Below are 23840 nucleotides of genomic sequence, written 5' to 3'. Positions count from 1 at the left end.
CGAGGCGGCGGTCGGTCACGACGAACCCCGCCCGGGTCTCCTCGCGGGGGCCCTGGTCGAGGCCGGGGCGACCCTCGACGACGTCGAGCGGCTCGACCTCGTCCGGGCGCTGAAGAGATGGCGGCCGCGACTCGAGACCGGCGTGATCCTCCGGTCGTTCCACACGGCGACCGCGGTGGGGTCGCGGCTGCTCGTGCCGGGCTCCCCGCCCTGGCCCGCGGGCCTCGACGAGCTCGGCGATCACGCGCCCGTGGCCCTCTGGGCGCGAGGCCCGGCGCCGGTTCCGGCACCGGCGTCGAGCATCGCGATCGTCGGCTCGCGGGCGGCGACGGCCTCGGCGAGCAGGTGTCGGCCGAGCTCGCCGACGGCGTGGCCGACCGAGGACTCGCGATCGTCTCGGGTGCCGCCTACGGCATCGACGGGGCCGCCCCCCGGGCGGCGCAGGCCGCGGCGGCGACGAGAATGGCGGTCAGGGCCGGGGGCGTCGCCCGCCGCTACCCGGCCGGGCCCGACGGTCTGTTGCGACGCATCCTCGAGACGGGTCTGCTGATCTCCGAGGCCCCGTGCGGGGGCAAACCCTCGCGGGGGCGGTTCCTGCAACGCAACGGGCTCATCGCGGCCCTGACGGCCGCGACCGTCGTCGTCGAGGCCGGCGGGCGCTCGGGGTCGCTGAACACGGCCGCCCACGCCCAGTCGCTCGGTCGTCCGGTCGGGGCCGTGCCCGGCCCGGTGACCTCGCCGTCGTCCGTGGGCTGCCACGCCCTGATCCGATCCGGTCTGGCCGAGTGCGTGACGAGTGCCGACGAGGTCGTCGCACTCGCCGGCGTGTCGACCGACCTCGTGGTGGCCTCGTACCAGGGGCGGCGTCTCGACCCCGAGACGATGAGGGTGCTCGACGCACTCAGCACGACGGTGACCCGAGAGACCGACGAACTGGCGGTCGCGAGCGGTCTGTCGCTCGGGACGGTCCGCGACGTCCTCTCCGAACTCGACCTCTCGGGTGCGGCCCGAGGGCACGGGTCGGGGTGGCGGCGGGTGAGGGGGCGCCGCAATGGCTAGCCTGTCGGCATGCACGAGCCGGGGTCGAGACGCGAGGGGCGGACCCTGCCGTGACGCGCCTCCTGGGCGAGGTCGAACGCTTCGCGGACCACCTGCACGACGGCCGGGGGCTCAGCGACCACACGGTGCGGTCGTACGGGGCCGACCTCGACTCGCTCGTCGTCTTCGCCGAGAACCGGTTCGGTCGCCCGGGCGAGGTGGGCGACCTCGACCTCGACCTGCTGCGCGACTGGCTCTGGCAGGGCACGCAGGCCGGCCTCGCCCGGGCCACCCTCGCGAGGCGGTCGGCGAGCGTCCGGGCCTTCACCCGGTGGCTCGACCAGACCGACCGGACGCCGGTCGACGTCGGTGTCCGGTTGCGCGCACCGAAGCCCGAGAGTCGTCTGCCCCGCGTCCTCACCCGTGAGCAGGTCGACGGTCTGCTGGCCTCCCTCGCCGTCCGTGCCGACACGGGTGACACCGGTGCGCGTCGGGACCTCGCTGTCGTCGAACTGCTCTACGGGGCTGGTCTGCGCGTGTCCGAGCTCGTCGGTGCCGACCTCGGTGACGTCGACCTCGAGCGACTGACCGTGCGGGTGACCGGCAAGGGGGCGAAGCAGCGCGTCGTGCCGTTCGGGGTGCCGGCGGCCGCGGCTCTGGGACGATACCTCGAACTCGCGCGCCCGACGCTCGTCCCCCCGGCCACGGACGCCGCGTTCTTCGTGGGGTCGACCGGGGGCCGGCTCGGCACGAGAGCCGTCTACCGGCTGGTCGCCGGGCTGCTCGCCGACCTTCCGGGCGGGGGACCGGCTGGGCCGCACGCCCTGCGGCACACGGCGGCCACCCACCTGCTCGACGGGGGCGCCGACCTCCGAGCGGTCCAGGAGCTGCTCGGCCACGCGAGCCTCGGCACCACGCAGATCTACACGCACGTCTCGACCGACCGGCTGCGGGACAGCTACCGGTCGGCGCACCCGCGCGCCTGACGACGCCCGCGCGCCTGGCGACGTCAGCACACCCGACTGCGCTGAGCACAGGACTCCGCGACGCCTGGTGCACCCGAGGGCCCCACGGACGCCCGCCTGGTTCGGTGCGACCCGGCGACCGTTCAGCGGGGCCGCGTCGGCAGCAACACCGACGGCTCGATCCCCCCCAGGAACACCAGGGGCGAGACGTACTCGCCGTCGATGCGCGCCCCCAGGTGCAGGCACGGCCGGTCGGGGCAGTGCCCTGGCTCGAGCACACCGACGGTCTGCCCCCGCGTGACGACGTCGCCCTTCGCGAGGTCGGCCACCACCGGCTCGAAGCTGCTCAGCACTCCGCCCGAGTGGGCGATCGACAGCACCGGCCGATCCACCACGACCCCGGCGAAGTGCACCACCCCGTCGTCCGGGGCGGTCACGACCGAGCCCTCGGTCGTTCCGACGTCGATGCCGCGGTGCCCCGGCGACCACGGGTTCGGCGGCCCGACGAAGGGGCGGACCACCGGGTGGGGTGAGGCGACGGGCCAGGCCCACACCGCGCCTCCTACGTTCTCCGCCGGAGGCGACGCGACCGCCGGGGCGGACGCGAGCGTCCCGGCCGCGACGACCGCCAGGATCGTCGTCGAGGCGGAGGCGAGGCGGCGGATCGTTCGTGGAGGGATCGGACGCATACCGGCACCGTGCCGGTCGCGCAAGCTTTCTCGGCGAGGCGTAAGGTTCACCCGTGCATGAACACCCCGTGCACACCGTTTGTGGGGGAGTCGTGGCCACGAGCCCTGCTCCTCGAGCCGTGAAGGAGTACAGGTGTCGAACACCACTGCAACGACGAAGAGCTTGAACAGGCGGGTGACCGCGCTCGCCGTGGCGGCGGCCATCGGCGGGGTCCTGTTCGGCTTCGACTCGTCCGTCATCAACGGTGCCGTCCAGTCGATCACCGACGAGTTCGGCCTCACCGAGTTCGCCTCGGGCTTCGCGGTCGCCTCGGCCCTGATCGGTTGCGCCATCGGTGCCTACGTCGCCGGTCGTCTCGCCGACAAGATGGGCCGCATCAAGGTCATGCTGATCGGTGCCGGTCTGTTCCTGATCAGCTCCATCGGTGCCGCCGCGGCGTTCGCCGTCTGGGACCTCGTCCTCTGGCGCGTCATCGGCGGACTCGGCATCGGCATCGCGTCGGTCATCGCCCCCGCGTACATCAGCGAGGTGTCGCCCAAGGCCATCCGCGGTCGTCTGGCGTCGTTCCAGCAGCTCGCCATCACGCTCGGTATCTTCGCCGCCCTCCTGTCGGACCAGCTCTTCGCGGTCACGGCGGGCGGCGCTTCCGAGCCGTCGCTCTTCGGCCTCGCCGCCTGGCGCTGGATGTTCCTGGTGGGCATCGTGCCGTCGGTCGTCTACGGGATCCTCGCCTGGCGTCTACCCGAGTCGCCGCGGTACCTCGCCGGTGACGGGCGTGAGGCCGAGGCCAAGAAGGTCCTGCAGTCGATCGTCCCCGCCGAGACGGTCGAGACGAGCCTGAAAGAGATCACCGACTCGATCCGCACCGAGGCCGAACTCGAGAAGAAGTCGTCGATCCGGGGCACCCGCTTCGGTCTTCAGCCCATCGTCTGGGTCGGCATCATCCTCGCCGTGCTGCAGCAGTTCGTCGGCATCAACGTGATCTTCTACTACTCGACCACCCTCTGGCAGGCCGTCGGCTTCCAGGAAGAGGACTCGTTCCTCATCTCGACCATCACCGCCGTCGTCAACGTCGCGGTGACCTTCATCGCGATCGGGCTCGTCGACAAGGTCGGTCGCCGCCCGATGCTGCTGACCGGCTCGATCGGCATGTTCGTGAGCCTCGCCGTCACCGCCCTGGCGTTCAGCCAGGCGACCACCTCGGCGAGCGGCGACCCCTCGCTGCCCGGCGCCTGGGGCCCGGTGGCGCTCGTCGCCGCGAACCTCTTCGTCGTGTCGTTCGGTGCCACGTGGGGCCCGCTCATGTGGGTGCTGCTCGGCGAGATGTTCCCGAACAGCATCCGCGCCACCGCCCTCGGCGTGGGCAGCATGGCCAACTGGATCGCCAACTTCATCGTGACGGTGTCGTTCCCGACCTTGGCCGCCCTCAGCCTCACGCTGTCGTACGGCATCTTCGCGTTCTTCGCGCTCGTGTCGTTCTTCTTCGTCCTGGCGAAGATCCCCGAGACGAAGGGCCGCTCCCTCGAAGAGATGGGCACCTCGGCCGTCCAGGCCGACGCGGGGCGGTCCGCGAAAGCCTGAGCCTGGCAGAATCGATGCACGTCCCGTCCAGATCCTGGGCGGGACGTTCGCATTCTGAGAGGACTTCCGATGAGCCACGCCGACGACGCGACACCGGTCGCGCCCGCCGACGAGACACCCGGCGACGCGACGAGCGCCGCCCGCGACCACACCCAGGAGGCGCTGGTCACGCCCCGCCGGAGGGCCTTCGCCCCGTGGGTCTTCTGGCCCGCGGCGGCCGTGATCCTCGGCTTCGTCGTCTTCGCCATGGCCTTCCCGACCGTCGCCGAGGGCCTGTTCGGGTCGATCCAGAGCGGCATCGTGGGGGCGTTCGGCTGGTACTACGTGCTGCTCGCGGCCGTCTTCGTGGTGTTCGCCCTGTGGATGGGCGTCAGCCGGTACGGCGACATCAAGCTCGGCAAGGACGACGACGAGCCCGAGTTCTCTCGTCTCTCGTGGTTGTCCATGCTGTTCGCCGCCGGCATGGGCATCGGCCTGGTGTTCTACGGGGTCGCCGAACCGCTCAGCCACTACGCCAGTCCGCGCCCGGGCGTGACCGGCGACGACAACCAACTCGCCGGCCAGGCCCTCAGCCAGACCTACCTGCACTGGGGCGTGCACGCGTGGGCGATCTACATCGTGGTCGGGCTGGGCATGGCCTACGCGATCCACCGTCGGGGCCGCCCGGTGTCGATCCGGTACGCCCTCGAACCGCTGCTCGGCAGCCGCGTCCACGGCCTGTGGGGCAACGTCATCGACGTGGTCTCGGTCGTCGGCACGCTGTTCGGCGTCGCGACGTCGCTCGGTCTCGGCGTGCTGCAGATCTCGGCCGGACTCTCGGCCGCGGGCATCGCCGAACCGACCCTGGTGATCCAGGTGATCCTGATCGCGGCCATCACGGGCGTCACGATCTTCTCCCTGGTCAGCGGTGTCACCAAGGGCATGAAGTGGCTCTCGAACGTCAACATCGTGCTGGCGGCCCTGCTGCTCGTCTTCGTGCTGGTCAGCGGCCCGTCGCTCTTCCTGCTGCGCGACTTCGTCCAGTCGCTCGGCAACTACCTGCAGAACGTCGTCGGCCTGACCTTCACGGTGAGCGCCTTCTCAGGGGCCGAGGGCGAGGCCTGGCAGGGCGCGTGGACCACCTTCTACTGGGGGTGGTGGATGTCCTGGGCGCCGTTCGTCGGCATCTTCATCGCGCGCATCTCGAAGGGCCGCACGGTCCGCGAGTTCGTCGTCGGCGTCCTCGTCGTGCCCACGCTGCTGACCTTCCTCTGGTTCAGCGTCATGGGTGGTGCCGCGCTCTACCGTGAGGTCTTCGGGGGTGGCGGCCTCGTGGGCGCCGACGGCTCGGTCGACACCGAAGGGGCTCTCTTCGAGATGCTGCAGGGTCTGCCCGGCGGTTCGATCGCGGTCTTCGGGGCCATCCTGCTGATCGGTCTGTTCTTCATCACGTCCTCCGACTCGGGCTCGCTCGTCCTCGGCATGATCTCGACCGGCGGCGACACCGAGCCGAAGACCTGGGTCCGCATCTTCTGGGCCGTGGTCACGGCCCTCGTCGCCATCGCCCTGCTGATCACCGGCGGGCTCGACGCCCTCAAGACGGCCGCGATCATCACGGCACTGCCGTTCAGCGTGGTCATGATCGGCATCTGCGTCGCGACCTTCCGGGCCTTCGACGCCGAGCACCGGCGCGTCCTCCGCGCCCAGCGCACGCAGCTGCGCGACGACTTCGGCGACCACTACGGACTCGAGGAGGCGCGGGCCCATAGGCGCGGTCTGCTCGGCCTCGGTCGCCGCCGCTCGTAGTCGCGGTGCGAGCACGCAGTGGTCGCCGCCCTCGGGTGGCGACCACCGCCTCCTCGGGCCCGTGGTGGTGCTAACATGAGCGATGCAGCCTGCCCAGCAGGCTGACTTCGCGTGCCCTGTGCGTCCTCGGACGCACCGACGTCGAGGTGACCTCGTCGCCTCGCGCCGCTCCCGGCCTCCACGTCCACTCGGTCCGAACGCGCCTCACGGTGTGATCGGCGGACGTGTGCCCGGGCACCAGGCAGTGGCGACCGACCGGTCGCCCGACAACCGACAACAGGCGCACCCGCGGGTGCGCCCACGAACAAGGAGAACGACCATGGCCGTCGTCACCATCCGCCAGCTGCTCGACAGCGGCGTCCACTTCGGACACCAGACCCGCCGCTGGAACCCGAAGGTGAAGCGCTTCATCCTCGCCGAGCGCTCGGGCATCCACATCATCGACCTGCAGCAGTCGCTCGGGTACATCGACAAGGCGTACGACTTCGTCAAAGAGACGGTCGCCCACGGTGGCACCATCCTCTTCGTCGGCACCAAGAAGCAGGCCCAGGGCTCCATCGCCGAGCAGGCCAACCGCGTCGGCCAGCCCTTCGTCAACCAGCGTTGGCTCGGTGGCCTCCTGACCAACTTCCAGACGGTCTCGAAGCGCCTCGCCCGCATGAAAGAGCTCGAGGACATCGACTTCGACGACACGACGCAGGGCTTCACCAAGAAAGAACTGCTGATCAAGAAGCGCGAGCTCGACAAGCTGCACAAGACGCTCGGCGGAATCCGCAACCTGACCAAGACGCCGTCCGCCCTCTGGGTCGTCGACACCAAGAAAGAGCACCTCGCGATCGACGAGGCCAAGAAGCTGGGCATCCCGGTCATCGGCATCCTCGACACGAACTGCGACCCCGACGAGATCAACTTCCCGATCCCGGGCAACGACGACGCGATCCGTTCCGTCGGCCTGCTGACGCGCATCGTCGCCGACGCCGCCGCCGAGGGCCTGGTGCAGCGTCACCAGAAGCCCGAGGACGCCGACCAGCCCGTCGAGCCCATGGCCGAATGGGAGGCCGAGCTGCTCGCGCAGGGCGAGGCCAAGGCCGCCGACACCGCTGCCGAGGCGCCCGTCGCCGAGGCCCCCGTCGAGGAGAACGACGCCGACGCACAGGTCGCCGCGAAGCCCCTGGGCGAGCCGGTCGTCGAGCCCGTCGCCGAGGCGACCGAGGCGACCGAGGCCACCGCGGCCGAGCCGGCCGACGCCGACTCGAAGTAGTCCTCCTCCACCCTTCCGACTCCACGAAAGGAAGTCAGACACATGGCCAACTACACCATCGCTGACGTCAAGATCCTCCGTGACCGCCTCGGCGCGGGCATGGTCGACAGCAAGAACGCCCTCGAAGAAGCCGACGGCGACATCGAGAAGGCCGTCGAGATCCTGCGCGTCAAGGGACTGAAGGGCGTCGCCAAGCGCGAGGGCCGCCAGCCCACCGCCGGTCTCGTCGCCGCCAAGCCCGGCTCGGGCTACGCCACGCTGATCGAGCTCGCCAGCGAGACCGACTTCGTCGCGAAGAACGAGAAGTTCGTCGCCCTGGCCGACCAGGTCCTCGAGGCCGTGCACGCGGGCGGCGCCTCCAGCGCCGCCGAGGGCAACGCCGCCGCGATCGGCGGCCAGACCGTCGAGGCCTTCGTCAACGACGAGGCCGCGCTCATGGGCGAGAAGGTCGAACTGCGCACCGTCAACCGCATCGAGGGCGAGCAGTTCGCCATCTACCTGCACAAGACCTCGAAGGACCTGCCCCCGCAGGTCGGCGTGGTCGTGGGCTACACCGGTGACGACGCCGAGACCGCTCGTTCGATCGCTCAGCACATCGCCTTCGCCGCGCCGACGTACCTGTCGCGCGACGAGGTGCCTGCCGAGCAGGTCGACAAGGAGCGTGCCATCGTCGAGGAGACCGCGAAGAACGAGGGCAAGCCGGAAGCGGCCCTGCCCAAGATCATCGAGGGTCGCCTGACCGGCTTCTTCAAGGAGATCGCTCTGCTCGACCAGGCCTACGCGAAGGACAACAAGTTGTCGGTCGCGAAGGTCGTCGACGAGGCCGGACTGTCGATCACGGGCTTCGCCCGCATCAAGGTCGGCGCCTAAGCAGCACCGTGACGGGGCTCGAGACGAACGTGTCTCGGGCCCCGTTCCCGTGCCCGGCCGAGGTCACGACACCGGGTGCATCATCGGCGACGGACGGCGACCAGCCCGAACTCGCTAACCTGGCTACGGCCACGACGAGACGGAGACTCGCATGACATCGGAAACCACCGGACGACGACGCGTCCTGCTGAAGCTCTCGGGCGAGGCCTTCGGCGGCGGCCAGCTCGGCGTGAACCCCGACGTGGTCGGGGCCATCGCCCGCGAGATCGCCGACGCGGCGACCGACGTCGAGATCGCCATCGTGGTCGGCGGCGGCAACTTCTTCCGGGGCGCCGAGCTCAGTCAGCGCGGCATGGACCGGGGCCGGGCCGACTACATGGGCATGCTGGGCACCGTCATGAACGCCCTCGCCCTCCAGGACTTCCTCGAGCAGGCCGGTGCCGCGACGCGTGTCCAGTCCGCCATCGCGATGACCCAGGTCGCCGAGCCCTACATCCCTCGTCGTGCCGAGCGGCACCTCGAGAAGGGGCGCGTCGTCATCTTCGGTGCCGGTGCGGGTTTGCCGTACTTCTCGACCGACACCGTCTCGGCCCAGCGGGCCCTCGAGATCGGCGCTTCCGAGGTCCTCGTCGCCAAGAACGGCGTCGACGGCGTCTACTCGGCCGACCCCCGGCACGACCCGTCGGCGGTCAAGCTCGACCGGCTTACGTACCAAGAGGCACTCATGCAGGGGCTCAAGGTCGTGGACTCGACCGCCTTCAGCCTCTGCATGGACAACGGCATGCCCATGCACGTGTTCGGCATGGAAGGCGAGGGCAACATCGCCCGCGCCATCCGCGGCGAACGCATCGGAACAATCGTCAGCAACTAGACGACTAAACTCGACCGCGAACCGAACAAGGAGCACCAGTGGCGATCAACGACGTACTCACCGAGACGCGCGAGAAGATGGACAAGGCGCTCGACGCCGCCAAGAACGACTTCGGCACGGTGCGAACCGGCCGCATCAACCCGGCTCTGTTCCAGAAGATCCCGATTGACTACTACGGCACCCCGACGCCGCTGGCTCAGCTCGCCTCGCTGCAGGTGCCCGAGGCGCGCACGATGATCGTCACGCCGTACGACAAGACGGCCCTCAAAGAGATCGAGAAGGCCATCGCGACCTTCCCCAACCTCGGGGCCAATCCGACGAACGACGGCACCATCGTCCGCGTCACGATTCCCGAACTGACGCAAGAGCGTCGCAAAGAGTTCGTCAAGCTCGTCCGCAGCAAGGGCGAGGACGCCAAGGTCCAGGTGCGCAACGTCCGTCGCAAGTCGAAAGAGGCGCTCGACGCCCAGAAGACCGAGGTCGGCGACGACGAGGTCGCTCGTGCCGAGAAAGAGCTCGAGTCGATCACCAAGGGCTACATCGACTCCATCGACGACGCGCTGAAGAAGAAAGAAGCGGAGCTGCTCGAGGTCTGATGAGACAGCGACCCGACGGCGCCGGCCCTGACGACTCGTCACCGGCTCAGAAGAGCACCCTCGGCAGTCGCCGTGCCGACTTCGACGCTCGTGCGCAGGCGGCGCGGCACGACATCGAGAACCAATTGCGGGCCGGCAAGGCACGCCTCGACTCACGCAACGAGAAGTTGACGGCGCGCACCGGTCGCAACCTGCCGGCCGCCATCGCCGTGGGCGTGCTCCTGGGCGCGGCGGTGCTGCTGAGCCTGATCTTCGTCAAGGCGTTCTTCATGATCGTGGCCGCGGCCCTGATCGGCTCGTTGTGCTTCGAACTCGCCAGCGCCCTCCGCTTCGCAGGGCGCGACGTTCCCCGCCTGCCGAGCGTCCTGGCCGGCGTGGCGGTCGTGCCCGCGGCCTTCTACGGGGGAGCCGGTGGCCAGTGGGCCGCTCTCGTCGGCGGCATCGTCGTCGTGTCGCTGTGGCGTCTCGTCGAGTTGGCCCGTCCCTCGCGCCGAGGTGGCGCCTCCTCGCTCGGTCGCGACCTGGGTGCCGGGGCGTTCGTCCAGATCTACTGCTCGTTCCTCGGCAGCTTCATGGTGCTCATGGCCGCCCGACCCGACGGCCAGTGGTGGACGCTGTCGGCCCTCATCGTCGTGATCGCGGTCGACACCGGCGCCTACGCGACCGGCCTCAACTTCGGCAAGCACCCGATGGCTCCCCGCATCAGCCCGAAGAAGCCCTGGGAAGGCTTCGTCGGCTCGGTGGCCGCCAGTCTCGTGGCGGCCGTGCTGCTGTCGGTCTTCCTGCTCGACGAGCCGTGGTGGTTCGGCCTCGTCTTCGGCGGTGTCATCATCGTGACGGCCACCATCGGCGACCTCTCCGAGTCGCTCATCAAGCGTGACCTCGGCATCAAGGACATCAGCACCTGGTTGCCCGGTCACGGCGGTTTCCTCGACCGGCTGGACAGCACGCTGCCGTCGGCCGCTGCGGCCTACGGTCTCTACCTGCTGTTCGCCTAGGGCCCTCCGCCGAGGGTGAGGGGCCGCGCGTCCAGCGGCTTGCCATCGGGCCATGCGGCATGATGGTGGCCGTGAGCAGCACATTCCCGACCGTTCCCAAGGGCAAGCGGGGTTACGACGTCGACGAGGTCGACGCGTTCCTGGACGAGGCCCGCAAGGCCTACGCCGGCGACGTCAGCCTCGGCATCGACTCCGCCCGCATCCGACGCACCGCCTTCGGATTGACCAAGAACGGCTACTCGACCGCACACGTCGACGCCGCGCTCGAACGTCTCGAGGACGCCTTCGCCAGTCGCCAGCGTGACCGCGCGGTCTCGTCGGGGGCCGAGTCCACGTGGTTCTCGACCGCGCGGTCCGGGGCCGAGGACATCGTGGCCCGGCTCGAGCGACCGCAGGGTCACCGCTTCGACCGGGTCGGCATCCTCACGACGGGCTACCACCCGCGAGACGTCGATCGCCTCACCCGGCGTCTGCACGGCTACTTCACCGACGGCCGACCCCTCAGCATCGACGACGTCCGGGGATCGGTCTTCCGGCCCAAACGTGGCGGCTACCGGGAGAGCCAGGTCGACCTGCTCCTCGACACGGTGGTCGACGTCATGCTCGCCGTCCGCTGACGGCCATGGCCTGCACTTCGCCCGACGGCGGGGGCCTCCCGACACGCTGACGTGCCGTCCCTGGTCCTCCGGCGTCCCAACGGTTACCCTGGACGGACTCATGGGCAGGCACGCAGCGAATCCGACCCCCGGTCCCCCTCGACGAGATCACCCGGCCGCGGTCGAACGACCCTCGACCCGGCGACGCATCCGCGTGCCGGCTTCCCAGAGCGTCGCCCGTCGCCCGGCAGCCGGTCCGCTCGCGTCCACCGGCTCCGCCCGCGAGACCGCCTCGGCCGCTCGTCGACCGGGTGTCCCGCGACGGGTCGTCCTGCCTCTCGTCGGCTTCTGTGCGTCGTTCGCGTTCGTGTCGGCCTCGCTCGTCAACCCGCTGGCCGGTGCCGAGGCCGCGACGACCGTTCCCGGCGCCGCGTCGGTGTTGACCGCCCCCGGCCAGACCCTCACCGTCGCCGGTGCTGCCGTGACGGTCGCCGACCGAGACGCGTACGGCGTCACCGAATACGTCCCGCCGCCGCCTCCGCCCGTCGTGGTGGCCGAGACCGAGAAGCCCGAGGCCTCCTCCTCGAGTGCGACGTCCGGTGGGGCCAAGAAGTCCTCTGTTGCTCCCGTGGCGGGTACGCCCGATCCGGGCAGTGCCAAGGCCGTCGCCGCAGAACTCGTCGCCGCTCGGGGCTGGGGTTCCGACCAGTACGACTGCCTCGTGTCCCTGTGGCAGAAAGAGTCCGGCTGGAACGTCTACGCGTCGAACCGGTCGAGTGGTGCGTACGGCATCCCTCAGGCTCTGCCCGGCAGCAAGATGGGTTCCGTCGGCGCCGACTGGCAGACCAACCCGGCGACGCAGATCACCTGGGGACTCAACTACATCGGCGGTCGCTACAGCACCCCGTGTGGTGCCTGGGCGCATTCCGTCGCCAACAACTGGTACTGACCCGTCGCACGGCCCTCGACCCCGAGGGCCGTTGCTACGCTGGTCGTCATGCCCCGCAGCAACCGCTCCCGTCGCTCACGCGACCGGCGTGAGGCCGACGAGGCGTACGACATCAGCCGGGCGTCGTTCGGCGGCCTGACGGTCGAGACCAAGCACGGGCGTTCGTTCAACGTGCAATCGGTCTCGGCGTCGTCGGCCGTCAAAGAATACGTCTGCCCCGGCTGCTCGCTGGGCATCGCCCCGTCGACACCGCACGTCGTGGCGTGGCGCGCCGACGGGCTCTTCGGTGCCGAGGACGACCTGGCAGCGCGCCGTCATTGGCACACCCACTGCTGGAGGATCTCGTGACCACCCCCGACACCGACGCCCTCGACATCCGCGGGGGAGTCCTGCTGCCCGCGCGCCGCGAAGACGTCGAACTGCACACCGGCGACGGTCTGACGCTGGTGGGCGAGTTGAGCCCCCCGGCGGCCCGCGAGCCCGTCGGCACGATCGTCGCACTGCCCCCCCGGCCCACCGCCGGTGGGTTCATGGACTCCCACGTCATCCGCAAGGCCGCGGCCCGCCTGCCGGCCCTGGCCGACCTGGCCGTGCTGCGGTTCAACTTCCGCGGGGTGTCGTCCCCTCGCGGGCGGTCCGAGGGCGAGTTCGGCGAGGGAGTGGCCGAAGCGGCCGACCTCGCCGCTGCCGTGGCCTTCGTGCGCGCTCGCGGTCGGCCCTCCCCGTGGTTGGCGGGCTGGTCGTTCGGCACCGAGGGCGCCTTGAAGCACGGCCGCGCCGTCGAGGTGGCGGGCGTCGTCCTGCTGTCCCCGCCCCTGCACCGCACGTCCGATGCCGAGCTCACGGCCTGGCACGGCTCCGGGCGGCCCGTGGTCGCCGTCGTGCCCGAGTTCGACGACTACCTGCGGCCCGACGAGGCGCGACGACGGTTCGCCCTCGTGCCCGAGGCCGAGGTCGTCGCCGTCGAGGGCGGCAAACATCTGTGGGTCGGCGAGGAGCAGACCAGCCGCGTGCTGACCGAGATCGTCGGCCGGGTCGCCCCCGGTGCCCTGCCGTTGCCGTCCCCCGGGCCACCCCGCGCCTCCTGCCGGCACGGGCGCCGGACGGCGGCCCGCCCCTCGCCCACCGTGGGGCGCAGCTGGCGGGTGTGATGCCCCTCAGAGCTGGTTCTGGCGCGGTACGTAAACCGCGCGGATGATCAGCAAGATCGACGCGGCGACCGGGATGGCGATGAGCGCGCCGAGCACGCCCAGCAGCGTGCCCCCGACGAGGGCGGCGATGACCACGATCACGCCCGGGACGCGGACCGCCCGACGCATGATGCGCGGACTCAGCAGATAGGCCTCGACCTGCATGTAGACGAGGTAGTAGACGGCCGCGGTGACCCAGGTGGCCGGTGATTGGGGCAACAGCGCGATCTGCGCCAGCACGATGATCGCCGAACCGCTGATGGTGCCGACGAGGGGGATGATCGAGCCGAGGAACGCGATGAAGGCGAAGACGGCCGGCTGCTGGGCACCGATGATGGTGAGGAACACGAAGCTGAGGATGCCGTTGAGCGCCGCGAGCGTGAACTGCCCGATGACGTACCGACCCACCGACTGGCTGATCTGTTCGGAGATGTCGACGAACGTGGCACGCTTCGAGGCCGGGACGAGCTGGTACAGAGCGCGCTTGACGCTGTTAATCGACGAGGTGAAGTAGATCGTCAGGATGACCACGACGACCGTGCCGAAGAGGCCGTTGCCGATCGCCACGCCGACGGCGAGGACTCCGCCGCCGATCGTGACGACGTTGTCGGGGTTGGTCAGGAAGTCGACGATGGAGTCGAGCGCGTTCTGCACGTCGAAGACGTTCTGCGGGACGAGTTCTTGCAGGTTGTCGACGAACTGCTGGGTGGTGACGCTCTGCAGGTACGAGGTCAGCGCCTCGATCAGGCTCGTGGTCTGCTGCACGATGACGGGCACGATCGCGAACACGACGCCCACGAACGCGCCGACCACCGCCACGAGGACGATCACGATGGCGATGCCCCGGGGCACCCGGCGCTTCTCGAGCCACGAGACGATCGGGTCGAGACCCAGCGAGATGAACAGGGCTGCGCCCACGTAGGTCAGGATCGTCGAGAGCTGGCCGACGGCACCCCCGATCACGAGGGCGACGAGCACGCCCAGGCCCGCGAGCAGACCGATGCGGAACGGGTTGTGGATCTTCACGGGCGGGCTCCTGTCGACGGCGCGGGCCGGTCGAGGCCACGGCGGCACCGACTGCCCGACACGGCCTGTCGTCCTACTCTGGCGTACCGCCGCCGACTTGTCCGATCATGCCACGCAGGTTCTCGAAGTAGTCGGCGACGGCGTCGCGTTCGCGCGTGATCTCGGCGAGGCGCTCTTCGGCGTCGCCGACGATGTCGTCGGCCCGCTGCTGGGCGTCGGCCAGGATCGACCGCGACCGTTCGTCGGCGTTGGTGAGGACCTCGTGGGCCGTCTCGTCGGCGCCCGTCCGCGTCGTCCGGGCGTACTCGTTCGCGCTGCGTTCGAGCTCGTCGGCCTCGCGCCGCACCGCGGTGGCACGGCGGGGGGGCTCGGCGAGCTGTTCGGCCGCCGAGTCGGGCAGCTCTTGGGTCTCGGCGGCGGCCGGCTGGTGTCGCTGTGTGAGCTCGACCGCGGCTGCGTCGCGCCGGGCCAGCACCTCGCCCTCGAGGTCGGCCCGCCCCTGGTCGACGTCGCGACGCAGGTCGGCCGTGGCCCGCTCGCGGTCGGCCTCGAGCCCGGCCCGGACCCGGACGTCGTCGGCGGCCAGGCGGGCGCGCTGGGCCTCGGTCTCGTCCGCCAGGGCGGCGCGGGCCTCGGCGGTCTCGGCGGCGAGTTCGGCGCGGGCCTGCTCGATCTCGGCCGCGAGTTCGGCCCGTCGGTCGGCGTCCTCGCGGGCGGGACGGTCGGCCTGCGCCTCGCTCTCACGGGGGAGGCGCTCGTCGGCCTCGACGGTGACCCGCTCGATGCGTTCGCGTGACGTGGTCTCGGCGAGGTCGAGTTCGTCGCGGCGACGCCGGGTCTCGCGGTCGAGTTCGGTGCGGGCGTCACCCATCTCTTTCTCGAGGTCGGCCCGGGCCTGCGCGATCTCGGCCGCGAGGCGGTCGCGACCGGTGGCGATCTCGCGCTCGAGCTCGACCCGGGTGGACTCGACCTCGTCGGTGAGATCGGCACGGGGGGCGTCGGCGGCGCGGGCGAGGGGCGCCCTGGTCTCGGCGACCTCGGGGGCGAGCTCGGCGCGGGCCGCGGCGGCGTCGCGCGCGAGTTCGGCTCGCTGGGACGCGACGGCGTCGGCCGGGTCGGCGCGGGCGGCCGTGGTCGCGCGCGCGAGGTCGGCGCGGCGGGCGCCGACCTCGGCGTCGAGGTCGGCGCGGGTGGTCGCGTCGAGGCGGGCCAGCTCGGCGCGGACCGTGACGCCCGCGCGGTCGAGGTCGGCGCGCTGGCGCTCGGAGTCGCTCTCGAGGACGGCTCGGGCCTCGCGGGTGTCGGCGGCGAGCGTCTCGGCCTCGTCGCGGGCCCGGGCGGGGTCCCGGGCGACGGCGGCCCGCTGCTCGGCGCCTCGTGCTCGGCCTCGGCCCGCAGCGCGGCTGCTTCCCGTCGCGCCGTCGAGACGTTCTGGGCGGCCTCGGTCGCCGCCGACCCGCGGATCGAGATGGCGTCGCGCTGCGCCTCTTGCAGCAGGTCGCGTGCCTCGGCCTTGGCGCGCGCGACCAGACGGTCGGCGTCGGCGGTGGACTCGGCGACCTGCGCCGCGGCACGGCCCCGGGCGTCGTCGAGCACGGCCGCCGCCCGCTCGGTGGCGTCGTCGAGCAGGCGCTTCGCCTCGGCCGTGGAGGACGAGCGCAGGGCTTCGGCGTCGATGTCGGCCTGGCTGATCAGGAGGGTGGACTGCTGTTCGGCCAGACGCAGGGTCTGCTCGAGCTTGCTGCCGAGGCCCGAGTACGTGGGGGTGCCGGCCTCTTCGAGCTCGGCACGGATCTCGTCCACCCGCTGCTGGAGGAAAGCGACCTCGCTCGCCCGGTCGGCCCGGTCGGCGTTGGCCTTGATGAGCTCGCGCCGCAGGTCGCCGAGCACGCGGTCGACCTCGTCCTTGCGGTAGCCCCGGAGTTCAATGCCGAAATCGGCTTCGTCAGCGGCCACGGTGTCTCCTTCGGTGCAGGGTTCGGGCCAGGGGAGCGCGGCCCGCGACACGATGCTAGTGGGAGGCCCTCGATGGACGCCGACCGACGGGTTAGGCGCCTCTCAGCCTCGTCGGATACGCTGAGCCGTCTTAAATTCTGCTGCCGCGCCCGGCCTCCTGGCCAGGCTCGTGCGAGGCCCGTCGTCGACCACGACGGTTCCTGGCGCCCCGACCGGGATGGTGGCTCGGAGGGAGAGAAACGTGCGTTTCATCGTCGCAGTCGTCGTCGTCGTCCTGGCGGCGGTGATGGTGGCGTTGGGCTTCGCCCAACGCACCGTCTTCGCGCCCCCGCCGAGCGTGTCGTCCCAGGTCGACACCAGCGACTCCGACGCGACCGTCACGGTCGTCCCGGCCTCGGCGTTGCACGGCCACGACGGGCGTCAGACGGTGTCGGTCTCCGGTGGGGACACCGCGTTCGCCGCCTACGGCCGCACGTCCGACGTGCTCGGCTGGGTGGGTGACGCGAGCTACAACGAGGTCGAATACGACCAGAACACCGGCGAACTCGCCAGCCGTACGGTCGCCGGCGACACCGCCGAGGTCCCCGACCCGACCGACTCCGACCTCTGGTTCGACCAGTTCACCGGCAGAGACCTCACCTTCTCTCTCGACGCGCCCGACGACGTCTCGCTCGTCATCGTCTCGGACGGCACGCAGCCGGCCCCGGCCGACGTCCGCATCACCTGGCCGCTCTCGACCGCGACGCCCCTGGCCGGTCCGCTCATCGTCGGCGGCCTCGTGGTCCTGCTGATCGGCATCGGCCTGTACGTCTGGGCGATCCTGCACCACCGCCGCACGCGCGGCCCGCGTCGACGCTCGGGCGACGGGAAGCGACCCCGCCTGTCGCGCCGGGCCGGGCGCAAGGCGGTCAAGGCGCTCGACGCCGCCGGCACCGAGACGCTCGCACCCGGCCGTGGGCGTGCCCGCGGCATCCGTCGGCTCGTCGCCGTGGCTCCGATCGTGTTGGTGTCGTCGCTCGCCCTGTCGGCGTGCACCGCCGACTACTGGCCGCAGCAGGCGCCGGTGGCGGGTTCCGACTCGGCCACCCCGACCCCGACGCCCACCTCGACCGACGGCGCGGAGTCCGGTGACCAGGGCAACGCACTGCAGCCCCCCGTGATCAGCATCGCTCAGGCGAAGCGCATCGTCGAACGCATCTCGGCCACGGCGACCGAAGCGGACGCCTCGCTGAACGCCGACCTCGCGGCCACCCGCTTCACGGGTCCCGCCCTCGAACAGCGCCAGGCGAACTACACGATCCGGTCCAAGGACGCGGCGGCTGCCGCCCCCCTGGCCATCCCGACCGGCACGGTCACGCTCACGCTGCCGCAGCAGGCCGACTCGTGGCCGCGGTCGGCGTTCGTCGTCGTGCAGGACGCCGACACGAGCGTCGCACCCGTCGCCCTCACGCTCGAACAAGAGACCGCGCGAGACCCCTACAAGGTCGAGTACGCGGTCAGTCTCCAGACGCAGACCCCGTTGACGGTCGCCCCCGCGTCGATCGGTGCGGCCCGGCTCTCGCCCGACGTCAAGCTGCTCGAGCTGCAGCCCGACCAGCTCGCCGAGGCCTACGGCGACATCCTGCGCAACGGTGACGAGAGCCAGTACGCCGCCCAGTTCCAGACCGAGGGTGACACCCTGCGCGAGAAGATCGGCAAGGCCTACAAGGACGCCAAGCGCGCGGCCCTGCCGACCACCGCGTCGATCGACTACACGTCGCAGGCCGACGACGAGACCCCGGTCGCGTTCGCCACCAACGACGCCGGAGCCATCGTCTCGGTCGCGCTCAACGAGATCGAGACCGTCAAGCCGACGGCCACCGGCGCCAAGGTCAACCCCGAGGGCACCGTCAAGACCCTGCTGGGCCTCGACGAGTCGTCGAAGGGCATCGAGGCGACCTACGGCGTCGAGCTCTTGTTCTCCGTCCCGCCCGTCGGCAGCGACGACCCGATCGTCCTGCTCGGTTTCAGCCAGGCCCTCACCTCTGCCAAGGAGCTGCCATGACCAACCTTCCCCCCGTCCCCGCGGGTCTCCGCGGCGCCGTCGACCTCTCGTCGCTCGTCAACCGCGCGCCGGCCCCCGCCCCGGCCGGCCCGTCCGACGGCTCGCCCGCCGACGGCGCGACCGCAGGAGGCGCGGGTGGCGCCCCGGCCCCCGCCGCCGGGCCGGTCGCGGCGCCGGGCCTCGTGCTCGACGCGACCGACGCCACCTTCACGCCGGTCCTCGAGATCAGCAACACCGTCCCGGTGATCGTCGACCTCTGGGCGGAGTGGTGCGGCCCGTGCAAACAGCTCTCGCCGGTCCTCGACAAGCTGGTCGGCGAGTACGCCGGCCGCCTGCTGCTCGTCAAGGTCGACGTCGCCGCCACCCCCCAGCTGACGCAGGCGTTCCAGGCCCAGTCGATCCCGGCGGTCGCCGCGGTGATCGGCGGCCGCCCCGTCCAGCTCTTCGTCGGGGCCCTGCCCGAGGCCCAGGTGCGCGACGTCTTCGAGCAGGTGCTCGAGCTCGCCGCGCAGAACGGCGTGACCGGCACGGCGGCGGGCGCCGGCGCCCCGGCGGGCGAGGCCGACGAGGTCGAGCCCGAGCCGGAGCCTCTGCCCCCGCACCACCAGGACGCCTACGACGCGATCGACCGGGGGGACTACGCCGCGGCGATCACCGCGTACAAGACCGCCATCGCGCAAGACCCTCGCGACCAGCTCGCCGTGGCCGGTCTCGCCCAGGTGTCGCTGCTCGAGCGGCTGCAGGGCGCGTCCCTGGCCGACGTCCGCGCGGCGGCCGCCGCCGCCCCCACCGATCTCGGCGCCCAGCTCGACGTGGCCGACCTCGACCTCAGCGGCGGGCACATCGACGACGCCTTCGACCGTGTGCTGACCGTCTTCCCGTCGCTCGACCCCGCGGGCCGCGATGCCGCCCGGGCCCGCCTGCTCGAGTACTTCGAGATCGTCGGGGTGGACGACCCCCGGGTGGCGACCGCCCGCCGTCGTCTGGCGATGCTGTTGTACTGAGCCGCGCCTCCTGCGTGAGCGACGGAACCCCCGCGACCCGGAAGGGTGGCGGGGGTTCCGTCGTGGAGGGGCGGTGGCTCAGCGGCGCAGCTTGAGCCAGACGACGCCGAGCGGCGGCAACTGGACGTCGGCCGCGGCGGGGCGTCCGGCCCAGGGGTCGTCGGTCGCGGTGACGCCGCCGAAGTTGCCGACACCCGAACCGCCGTAGATCTCGGCGTCGGTGTTCAGGATCTCGTCCCACCGGCCGGCCTCGGGCAGGCCGAAGCGCATGTGCACCGGTTCACCCGAGAAGTTCGCCAGGACGGCGACCGAATCGCCCGAGCCGGACTTGCGGAGGAACGCGACGACGCTGTGCTGGGCGGCGCCGCCGTCGATCCACTCGAAGCCGTCGGTGTCGAAGTCGTGCGCCCAGAGCGCCGGCTCGTCGCGGTACACCTCGTTGAGGCGCGACACGAGTCCGTGGAGCCCCTGGTGCACGGGCTGGTCGAGGATCCACCAGTCGAGCCCTCGTTCTTCGCTCCACTCGCCGGGCTGGCCGAACTCGCTGCCCATGAAGAGCAGCTGTTTGCCGGGGTGGCCCCACATGTACGCGAGGTAGGCACGCAGGTTCGCGAGCTTCTGCCATTGGTCGCCCGGCATCTTGTTGAGCAGCGACCCCTTGCCGTGCACGACCTCGTCGTGGCTGATCGGCAGCATGAAGTTCTCGCTGAACGCATAGACGAACGAGAAGGTGATCTCGCCGTGGTGGTGCGAACGGTAGAGCGGGTCCTCGGCGACGTAGCCGAGGGTGTCGTGCATCCAGCCCATGTTCCACTTGAGGCCGAAGCCCAGGCCGCCCTCGCTGGTCGGGCGGGTCACGCCGGGCCAGCTCGTGCTCTCTTCGGCGATCATGACGATGCCGGGGTGGCGCTTGTAGGCCGTGGCGTTGGCCTCCTGCAGGAAGCTGATGGCCTCGAGGTTCTCGCGTCCGCCGAACTCGTTCGGCAACCACTCGCCCTCGTTGCGGCTGTAGTCGAGGTAGAGCATCGAGGCCACGGCGTCGACGCGCAGCCCGTCGATGTGGAACTCCTCGAGCCAGTAGAGCGCGTTCGAGACGAGGAAGTTGCGCACCTGCGAGTCGCCGAAGTTGAAGACCAGCGTGCCCCAGTCGGGCTGTTCGCCGCGGCGGGGGTCGGAGTGCTCGTAGACGGCGCGGCCGTCGAACTTCGCGAGGGCCCACTCGTCCTTCGGGAAGTGCCCGGGCACCCAGTCCATGATGACGCCGATGCCGGCCTGGTGGAGGCGGTCGATCAGGTAGCGCAGGTCGTCGGGGCTGCCGAAGCGGCTGGTGACGGCGTAGTAGCCGGTGACCTGGTAGCCCCACGAGCCGCCGAAGGGGTGCTCGGCGAGCGGCATGAACTCGACGTGGGTGAAGCCGAGCTCGCCGACGTACTCGATCAGCTGGTCGGCCAGTTCGCGGTAGTTCAGCCCCGGTCGCCACGAGCCGACGTGCAGCTCGTAGACGCTCATCGGGCCGGCGTGGACGTCGTTCTCGGCGCGGGAGGCCATCCAGGCGTCGTCGGACCAGGCGTGGGCGGCCTTGGTGACCACCGAGCCGGTGAGCGGCGGCACCTCCGAGGTGCGAGCCATCGGGTCGGCGCGCTCGACCCAGACGTCGTCGGGTGTGAGCACCTCGTACTTGTAGATGCCGTCCTTGACGCCGGGCACGAAGAGCTCCCAGACGCCGTTGCCGTCGAGGCGGCGCATCGCGTGCCGCTCACCGTTCCAGCCGTTGAGGTCGCCCTTCACGCGGACGGCACGGGCGTGGGGCGCCCAGACGGCGAACGAGGTGCCGGTGACGCCCTCGTGCTCGCGCACGTGGCTGCCGAGCATCTTCCAGAGCTGCTCGTGGCGGCCCTCGCCGAAGAGGTACAGGTCGAACTCGGTGACGGTGGGGGCGAAACGGTAGGGGTCGTCGGAGACCCACGCCGCGCCTCCGTCGTAGGTCGCCTCGATCGTGTACGCGCCGATCGGCTCGCTCGTGACGCCCTGCCAGAGGCCGTGGGCCACGTGCTCGAGCGCGAAAGACGACCCGGAGGCGCCGGTCACGGTGACCGTCTCGGCGAGCGGTCGGACGACGCGGACGGCGGTACGGCCGCCGCGGGGGTGCGCGCCGAGGACGGCGTGCGGGTGGCCGTGCGTGCCGGTGGCGGCGGAGAAGACCTCGTCGTCGCCGAGGGAGAACAGGCCGTCGGCGTCGCTCGCCACGGCGGGGTCGACCCGGGTGTCGGTGCCCTGGTCGGGGCCGGCGTCGGGGCCGGTCGGGGGAGTGGTGGTCATCGGGGGCGCTCCTACGGGGCTCGGTTGAGGTCGACGGAGAGCACGTGCACCGGTTCGACGAAGGCGTCCAGTCGGACGTAGTTGTCGTCGCCCCAGGTCCACGACTGACCGGTGATGAGGTCGCGCACGGTGTAGGTGCCACCGGGCTGCAGCCCGAACTTCGTGACGTCGAGGTGGACGGTCGTCTCGCGCGCGGAGTGCGGGTCGACGTTGGCGACGACGATGATGCCGTCGGCACGTCCGCTGCGGGTGTGCGCACGGGACAGGTACTTCGAGAAGACGAGGATCGACTCGTCGTCGCTCGAGTGGATCTCGAGGTTGCGCAGCTGACGCAGGGCCGGGTGGGAGGCGCGGATGCGGTTGAGCTGCGTCAGGTACGGCGCCAGCGACGCCCCGGCCTCTTCGGCGGCGGCCCAGTCGCGGGGCTTGTACTCGTACTTCTCGTTGTCGATGTTCTCTTCGCTGCCCGGTCGCGCCACGTCCTCGAAGAGCTCGTAGCCCGAGTAGACGCCCCAGGTCGGCGAGGCCGTCGCGGCGATCGCGGCACGGATCTTGTACGCCGCGGGCCCACCGAACTGCAGGTAGGGCGTGAGGATGTCGTGCGTGTTGACGAAGAGATTCGGGCGCAGCCAGGCACTCGTCTCCTTCGACAGCTCGTCGAGGTACTCCTCGAGTTCCCATTTCTCGTTGCGCCAGGTGAAGTACGTGTACGACTGGTGGAACCCCACCTGCGCGAGCGCCTGCATCATGGCCGGCTTCGTGAAGGCCTCCGAGAGGAAGACCACCTCGGGGTTCGTCTGCCGGATCTCGTGCAGCAGCCACTCCCAGAAGCGCACCGGCTTCGTGTGCGGGTTGTCGACGCGGAAGATGGTGACACCGAGCTCGATCCAGTGCCGCACGATGCGCAGCACCTCGCGGCTCACGCCCTCGTAGTCGTTGTCGAAGTTGAGGGGGTAGATGTCCTGGTACTTCTTGGGCGGGTTCTCGGCGTAGGCGATCGTGCCGTCGGGCAGGGTCGTGAACCACTCGGGGTGCTCGGTGACCCAGGGGTGGTCGGGCGAGCACTGCAGCGCCAGGTCGAGGGCGAGCTCGAGGCCGGCGTTCTTCGCGGCGTCGACGAACCAACGGAAGTCCGCGACGGTGCCGAGGTCGGGGTGCACCGCGTCGTGGCCGCCGTCGGCCGAGCCGATGGCGTAGGGCGAGCCCGGGTCGGCCGGACCGGCGGTCAGCGAGTTGTTCGGCCCCTTGCGGAACGTCGTCCCGATCGGGTGCACGGGCGGGATGTACACGACGTCGAAGCCCATGCGGGCGATCGACGGAAGGCGGCGGGCCGCGGTGCGGAACGTGCCGCTCTTCCACGTGCCGTCGGCCTGCTTGCGGGCGCCCTCGCTGCGGGGGAAGAACTCGTACCAGCTGCCGAGGCCGGCGCGGCTCCGCTCGACCCGGAGTGCCTCGGGGGCGCTGCGCGTGACGAGGCTCGCGAGCGGCTTCACCAGGAGGACCGCGGCGAGGCGCGGGTCGGTGGCGACACGGAGGCGCGAGGCAGGGGAGAGGGCGGGGTTCGCGAGCGCCTTGGCCGCGTCGCGGATGAGGGTCGTGTCGGGGTACTCGTCGACGGCGTCCGCCAGCAGCCGACTGCCGAGGGCGAAGGTGACCTCGACGTCGAGCCCGGCCGGCACCTTGATCTCGGCCGCGTGCAGCCACGTGGCCCAGTCGTCGGTGTAGGCCTCGACCTGCCAGGCCCAGTCGCCCTCGGTCTCGAGCTGCACCTGGGCCGTCCACCGGTCGGTGCCGGGGATGCCGGCGGCCATGCGGTGCCGGGTCTCGGCGCCCTCGGGGTCGATCGTGACGAGGTCGGCCCCGATCAGGTCGTGGCCCTCGCGGAAGACGGTCGCCCCGAAGGTGACCACCTCGCCGGAGAAGGCCTTCGTCGGGAACACTCGGTCGGGTGTCGTCGGGGTGAGGCCCGTGATGGGGATCCGCCCGACTCTGGGTTCGTATGCTGTCGCCACGCTGTCGACCGTACCCGGTCTGGCCCACCCGGTCCCGACCCGGACGCGACCCGGGCCCCGGGAGGGGCGCCGGGGGCGGATCGGGGGGC

At 71.0% G+C, this 23840-nt stretch carries 20 protein-coding genes; 15 read left to right on the top strand and 5 right to left on the bottom strand.

The genetic code is table 11. From position 1 onward, the window contains the following. Positions 1–345: 345 nt before the first annotated feature. Both AEQ27_RS18260 and AEQ27_RS04690 read left to right on the top strand, forming a co-directional pair. Positions 346–1059: a DNA-processing protein DprA gene (locus AEQ27_RS18260; protein WP_054145609.1), complete on the top strand. Its 714-nt coding sequence runs from the start codon at positions 346–348 to the stop codon at positions 1057–1059. A gap of 50 nt (positions 1060–1109) precedes the next feature. Continuing rightward, positions 1110–2024, top strand: coding sequence for a tyrosine recombinase XerC (locus AEQ27_RS04690; protein WP_152970169.1), 915 nt, complete (start codon positions 1110–1112; stop codon positions 2022–2024). A 122-nt stretch (positions 2025–2146) separates the two neighbouring features. Here AEQ27_RS04690 and AEQ27_RS04685 read toward each other — a convergent pair whose 3' ends face one another. Further along, positions 2147–2692, bottom strand: a complete 546-nt coding sequence (locus AEQ27_RS04685; protein ID WP_054145608.1) for a murein hydrolase activator EnvC — start codon at positions 2690–2692, stop codon at positions 2147–2149. A gap of 133 nt (positions 2693–2825) precedes the next feature. Between AEQ27_RS04685 and AEQ27_RS04680 the strand changes: the two genes are divergently transcribed. From AEQ27_RS04680 to AEQ27_RS04630, 11 genes are all read left to right on the top strand, one after another. Continuing rightward, the gene (locus tag AEQ27_RS04680) at positions 2826–4274 is read left to right on the top strand and encodes a sugar porter family MFS transporter (protein WP_054145607.1); all 1449 of its coding nucleotides are present in this window, start codon (positions 2826–2828) and stop codon (positions 4272–4274) included. Between the two features lie 69 nt (positions 4275–4343). Then, positions 4344–6059, top strand: coding sequence for a BCCT family transporter (locus tag AEQ27_RS04675; RefSeq protein ID WP_054145606.1), 1716 nt, complete (start codon positions 4344–4346; stop codon positions 6057–6059). Positions 6060–6378: 319 nt separating this feature from the next. Further along, a complete protein-coding gene (gene rpsB, locus AEQ27_RS04670) occupies positions 6379–7320 on the top strand; it encodes a 30S ribosomal protein S2 (protein ID WP_054145605.1) in 942 nt (313 codons plus the stop codon). 42 nt (positions 7321–7362) lie between these two features. Then, on the top strand, positions 7363–8190 hold the full coding sequence (gene tsf / locus AEQ27_RS04665) for a translation elongation factor Ts (RefSeq protein WP_054145604.1): 828 nt from the start codon (positions 7363–7365) through the stop codon (positions 8188–8190). Between the two features lie 151 nt (positions 8191–8341). Next, entirely contained in the window at positions 8342–9061 is a 720-nt protein-coding gene (gene pyrH, locus AEQ27_RS04660; RefSeq protein ID WP_043596333.1) for a UMP kinase, read from the top strand. A 77-nt stretch (positions 9062–9138) separates the two neighbouring features. Further along, positions 9139–9657 (top strand): ribosome recycling factor, encoded by a 519-nt coding sequence (gene frr, locus AEQ27_RS04655; RefSeq protein WP_054145670.1) that lies wholly within the window; start codon positions 9139–9141, stop codon positions 9655–9657. After that, on the top strand, positions 9657–10655 hold the full coding sequence (locus AEQ27_RS04650) for a phosphatidate cytidylyltransferase (protein WP_082383252.1): 999 nt from the start codon (positions 9657–9659) through the stop codon (positions 10653–10655). The genes frr and AEQ27_RS04650 overlap by 1 nt, the downstream gene beginning before the upstream one ends. 62 nt (positions 10656–10717) lie before the next feature. After that, positions 10718–11272 (top strand): DivIVA domain-containing protein, encoded by a 555-nt coding sequence (locus tag AEQ27_RS04645; RefSeq protein ID WP_054145668.1) that lies wholly within the window; start codon positions 10718–10720, stop codon positions 11270–11272. A 193-nt stretch (positions 11273–11465) separates the two neighbouring features. Continuing rightward, complete coding sequence (locus tag AEQ27_RS04640) at positions 11466–12200, top strand: lytic transglycosylase domain-containing protein (RefSeq protein ID WP_235450977.1); 735 nt, start codon at positions 11466–11468, stop codon at positions 12198–12200. Positions 12201–12248: 48 nt separating this feature from the next. Further along, positions 12249–12548, top strand: coding sequence for a hypothetical protein (locus AEQ27_RS04635; protein ID WP_043596338.1), 300 nt, complete (start codon positions 12249–12251; stop codon positions 12546–12548). Next, a complete protein-coding gene (locus AEQ27_RS04630) occupies positions 12545–13351 on the top strand; it encodes an alpha/beta hydrolase (protein ID WP_235450976.1) in 807 nt (268 codons plus the stop codon). The genes AEQ27_RS04635 and AEQ27_RS04630 overlap by 4 nt, the downstream gene beginning before the upstream one ends. A gap of 6 nt (positions 13352–13357) precedes the next feature. Here AEQ27_RS04630 and AEQ27_RS04625 read toward each other — a convergent pair whose 3' ends face one another. Further along, a complete protein-coding gene (locus AEQ27_RS04625) occupies positions 13358–14416 on the bottom strand; it encodes an AI-2E family transporter (RefSeq protein WP_054145603.1) in 1059 nt (352 codons plus the stop codon). Positions 14417–14489: 73 nt separating this feature from the next. Continuing rightward, positions 14490–15287 (bottom strand): hypothetical protein, encoded by a 798-nt coding sequence (locus AEQ27_RS04620; RefSeq protein ID WP_054145602.1) that lies wholly within the window; start codon positions 15285–15287, stop codon positions 14490–14492. 1326 nt (positions 15288–16613) lie between these two features. Between AEQ27_RS04620 and AEQ27_RS17715 the strand changes: the two genes are divergently transcribed. Together AEQ27_RS17715 and AEQ27_RS04605 are read left to right on the top strand one after the other, a co-directional pair. Continuing rightward, positions 16614–18416 (top strand): hypothetical protein, encoded by a 1803-nt coding sequence (locus tag AEQ27_RS17715; RefSeq protein WP_054145600.1) that lies wholly within the window; start codon positions 16614–16616, stop codon positions 18414–18416. After that, entirely contained in the window at positions 18413–19420 is a 1008-nt protein-coding gene (locus AEQ27_RS04605) for a tetratricopeptide repeat protein (RefSeq protein ID WP_054145599.1), read from the top strand. The genes AEQ27_RS17715 and AEQ27_RS04605 overlap by 4 nt, the downstream gene beginning before the upstream one ends. A 78-nt stretch (positions 19421–19498) precedes the next feature. On the opposite strand, the gene glgB is transcribed toward AEQ27_RS04605, so the two are convergent. Next, on the bottom strand, positions 19499–21739 hold the full coding sequence (glgB, locus tag AEQ27_RS04600) for a 1,4-alpha-glucan branching protein GlgB (protein ID WP_082383251.1): 2241 nt from the start codon (positions 21737–21739) through the stop codon (positions 19499–19501). A gap of 11 nt (positions 21740–21750) precedes the next feature. Then, positions 21751–23751, bottom strand: coding sequence for an alpha-1,4-glucan--maltose-1-phosphate maltosyltransferase (locus AEQ27_RS04595; RefSeq protein ID WP_082383250.1), 2001 nt, complete (start codon positions 23749–23751; stop codon positions 21751–21753). Positions 23752–23840 lie beyond the last annotated feature (89 nt).

Source organism: Frigoribacterium sp. RIT-PI-h (assembly GCF_001297205.1).
GTDB lineage: Bacteria > Actinomycetota > Actinomycetes > Actinomycetales > Microbacteriaceae > Frigoribacterium.
This window is presented reverse-complemented; position numbering and strand designations above follow the sequence as displayed.

Bases quoted from the DNA above. Each gene is read 5' to 3' on its own strand.
- AEQ27_RS04645 (WP_054145668.1), top strand. From the start codon at position 10,718: ATGGTGGCCGTGAGCAGCACATTCCCGACCGTTCCCAAGGGCAAGCGG.
- AEQ27_RS04620 (WP_054145602.1), bottom strand. From the start codon at position 15,287: ATGGGTGACGCCCGCACCGAACTCGACCGCGAGACCCGGCGTCGCCGC.
- AEQ27_RS04605 (WP_054145599.1), top strand. From the start codon at position 18,413: ATGACCAACCTTCCCCCCGTCCCCGCGGGTCTCCGCGGCGCCGTCGAC.
- AEQ27_RS04675 (WP_054145606.1), top strand. From the start codon at position 4,344: ATGAGCCACGCCGACGACGCGACACCGGTCGCGCCCGCCGACGAGACA.
- pyrH (WP_043596333.1), top strand. From the start codon at position 8,342: ATGACATCGGAAACCACCGGACGACGACGCGTCCTGCTGAAGCTCTCG.
- AEQ27_RS04635 (WP_043596338.1), top strand. From the start codon at position 12,249: ATGCCCCGCAGCAACCGCTCCCGTCGCTCACGCGACCGGCGTGAGGCC.
- frr (WP_054145670.1), top strand. From the start codon at position 9,139: ATGGACAAGGCGCTCGACGCCGCCAAGAACGACTTCGGCACGGTGCGA.
- rpsB (WP_054145605.1), top strand. From the start codon at position 6,379: ATGGCCGTCGTCACCATCCGCCAGCTGCTCGACAGCGGCGTCCACTTC.
- tsf (WP_054145604.1), top strand. From the start codon at position 7,363: ATGGCCAACTACACCATCGCTGACGTCAAGATCCTCCGTGACCGCCTC.
- glgB (WP_082383251.1), bottom strand. From the start codon at position 21,739: ATGACCACCACTCCCCCGACCGGCCCCGACGCCGGCCCCGACCAGGGC.
- AEQ27_RS04685 (WP_054145608.1), bottom strand. From the start codon at position 2,692: ATGCGTCCGATCCCTCCACGAACGATCCGCCGCCTCGCCTCCGCCTCG.
- AEQ27_RS04650 (WP_082383252.1), top strand. From the start codon at position 9,657: ATGAGACAGCGACCCGACGGCGCCGGCCCTGACGACTCGTCACCGGCT.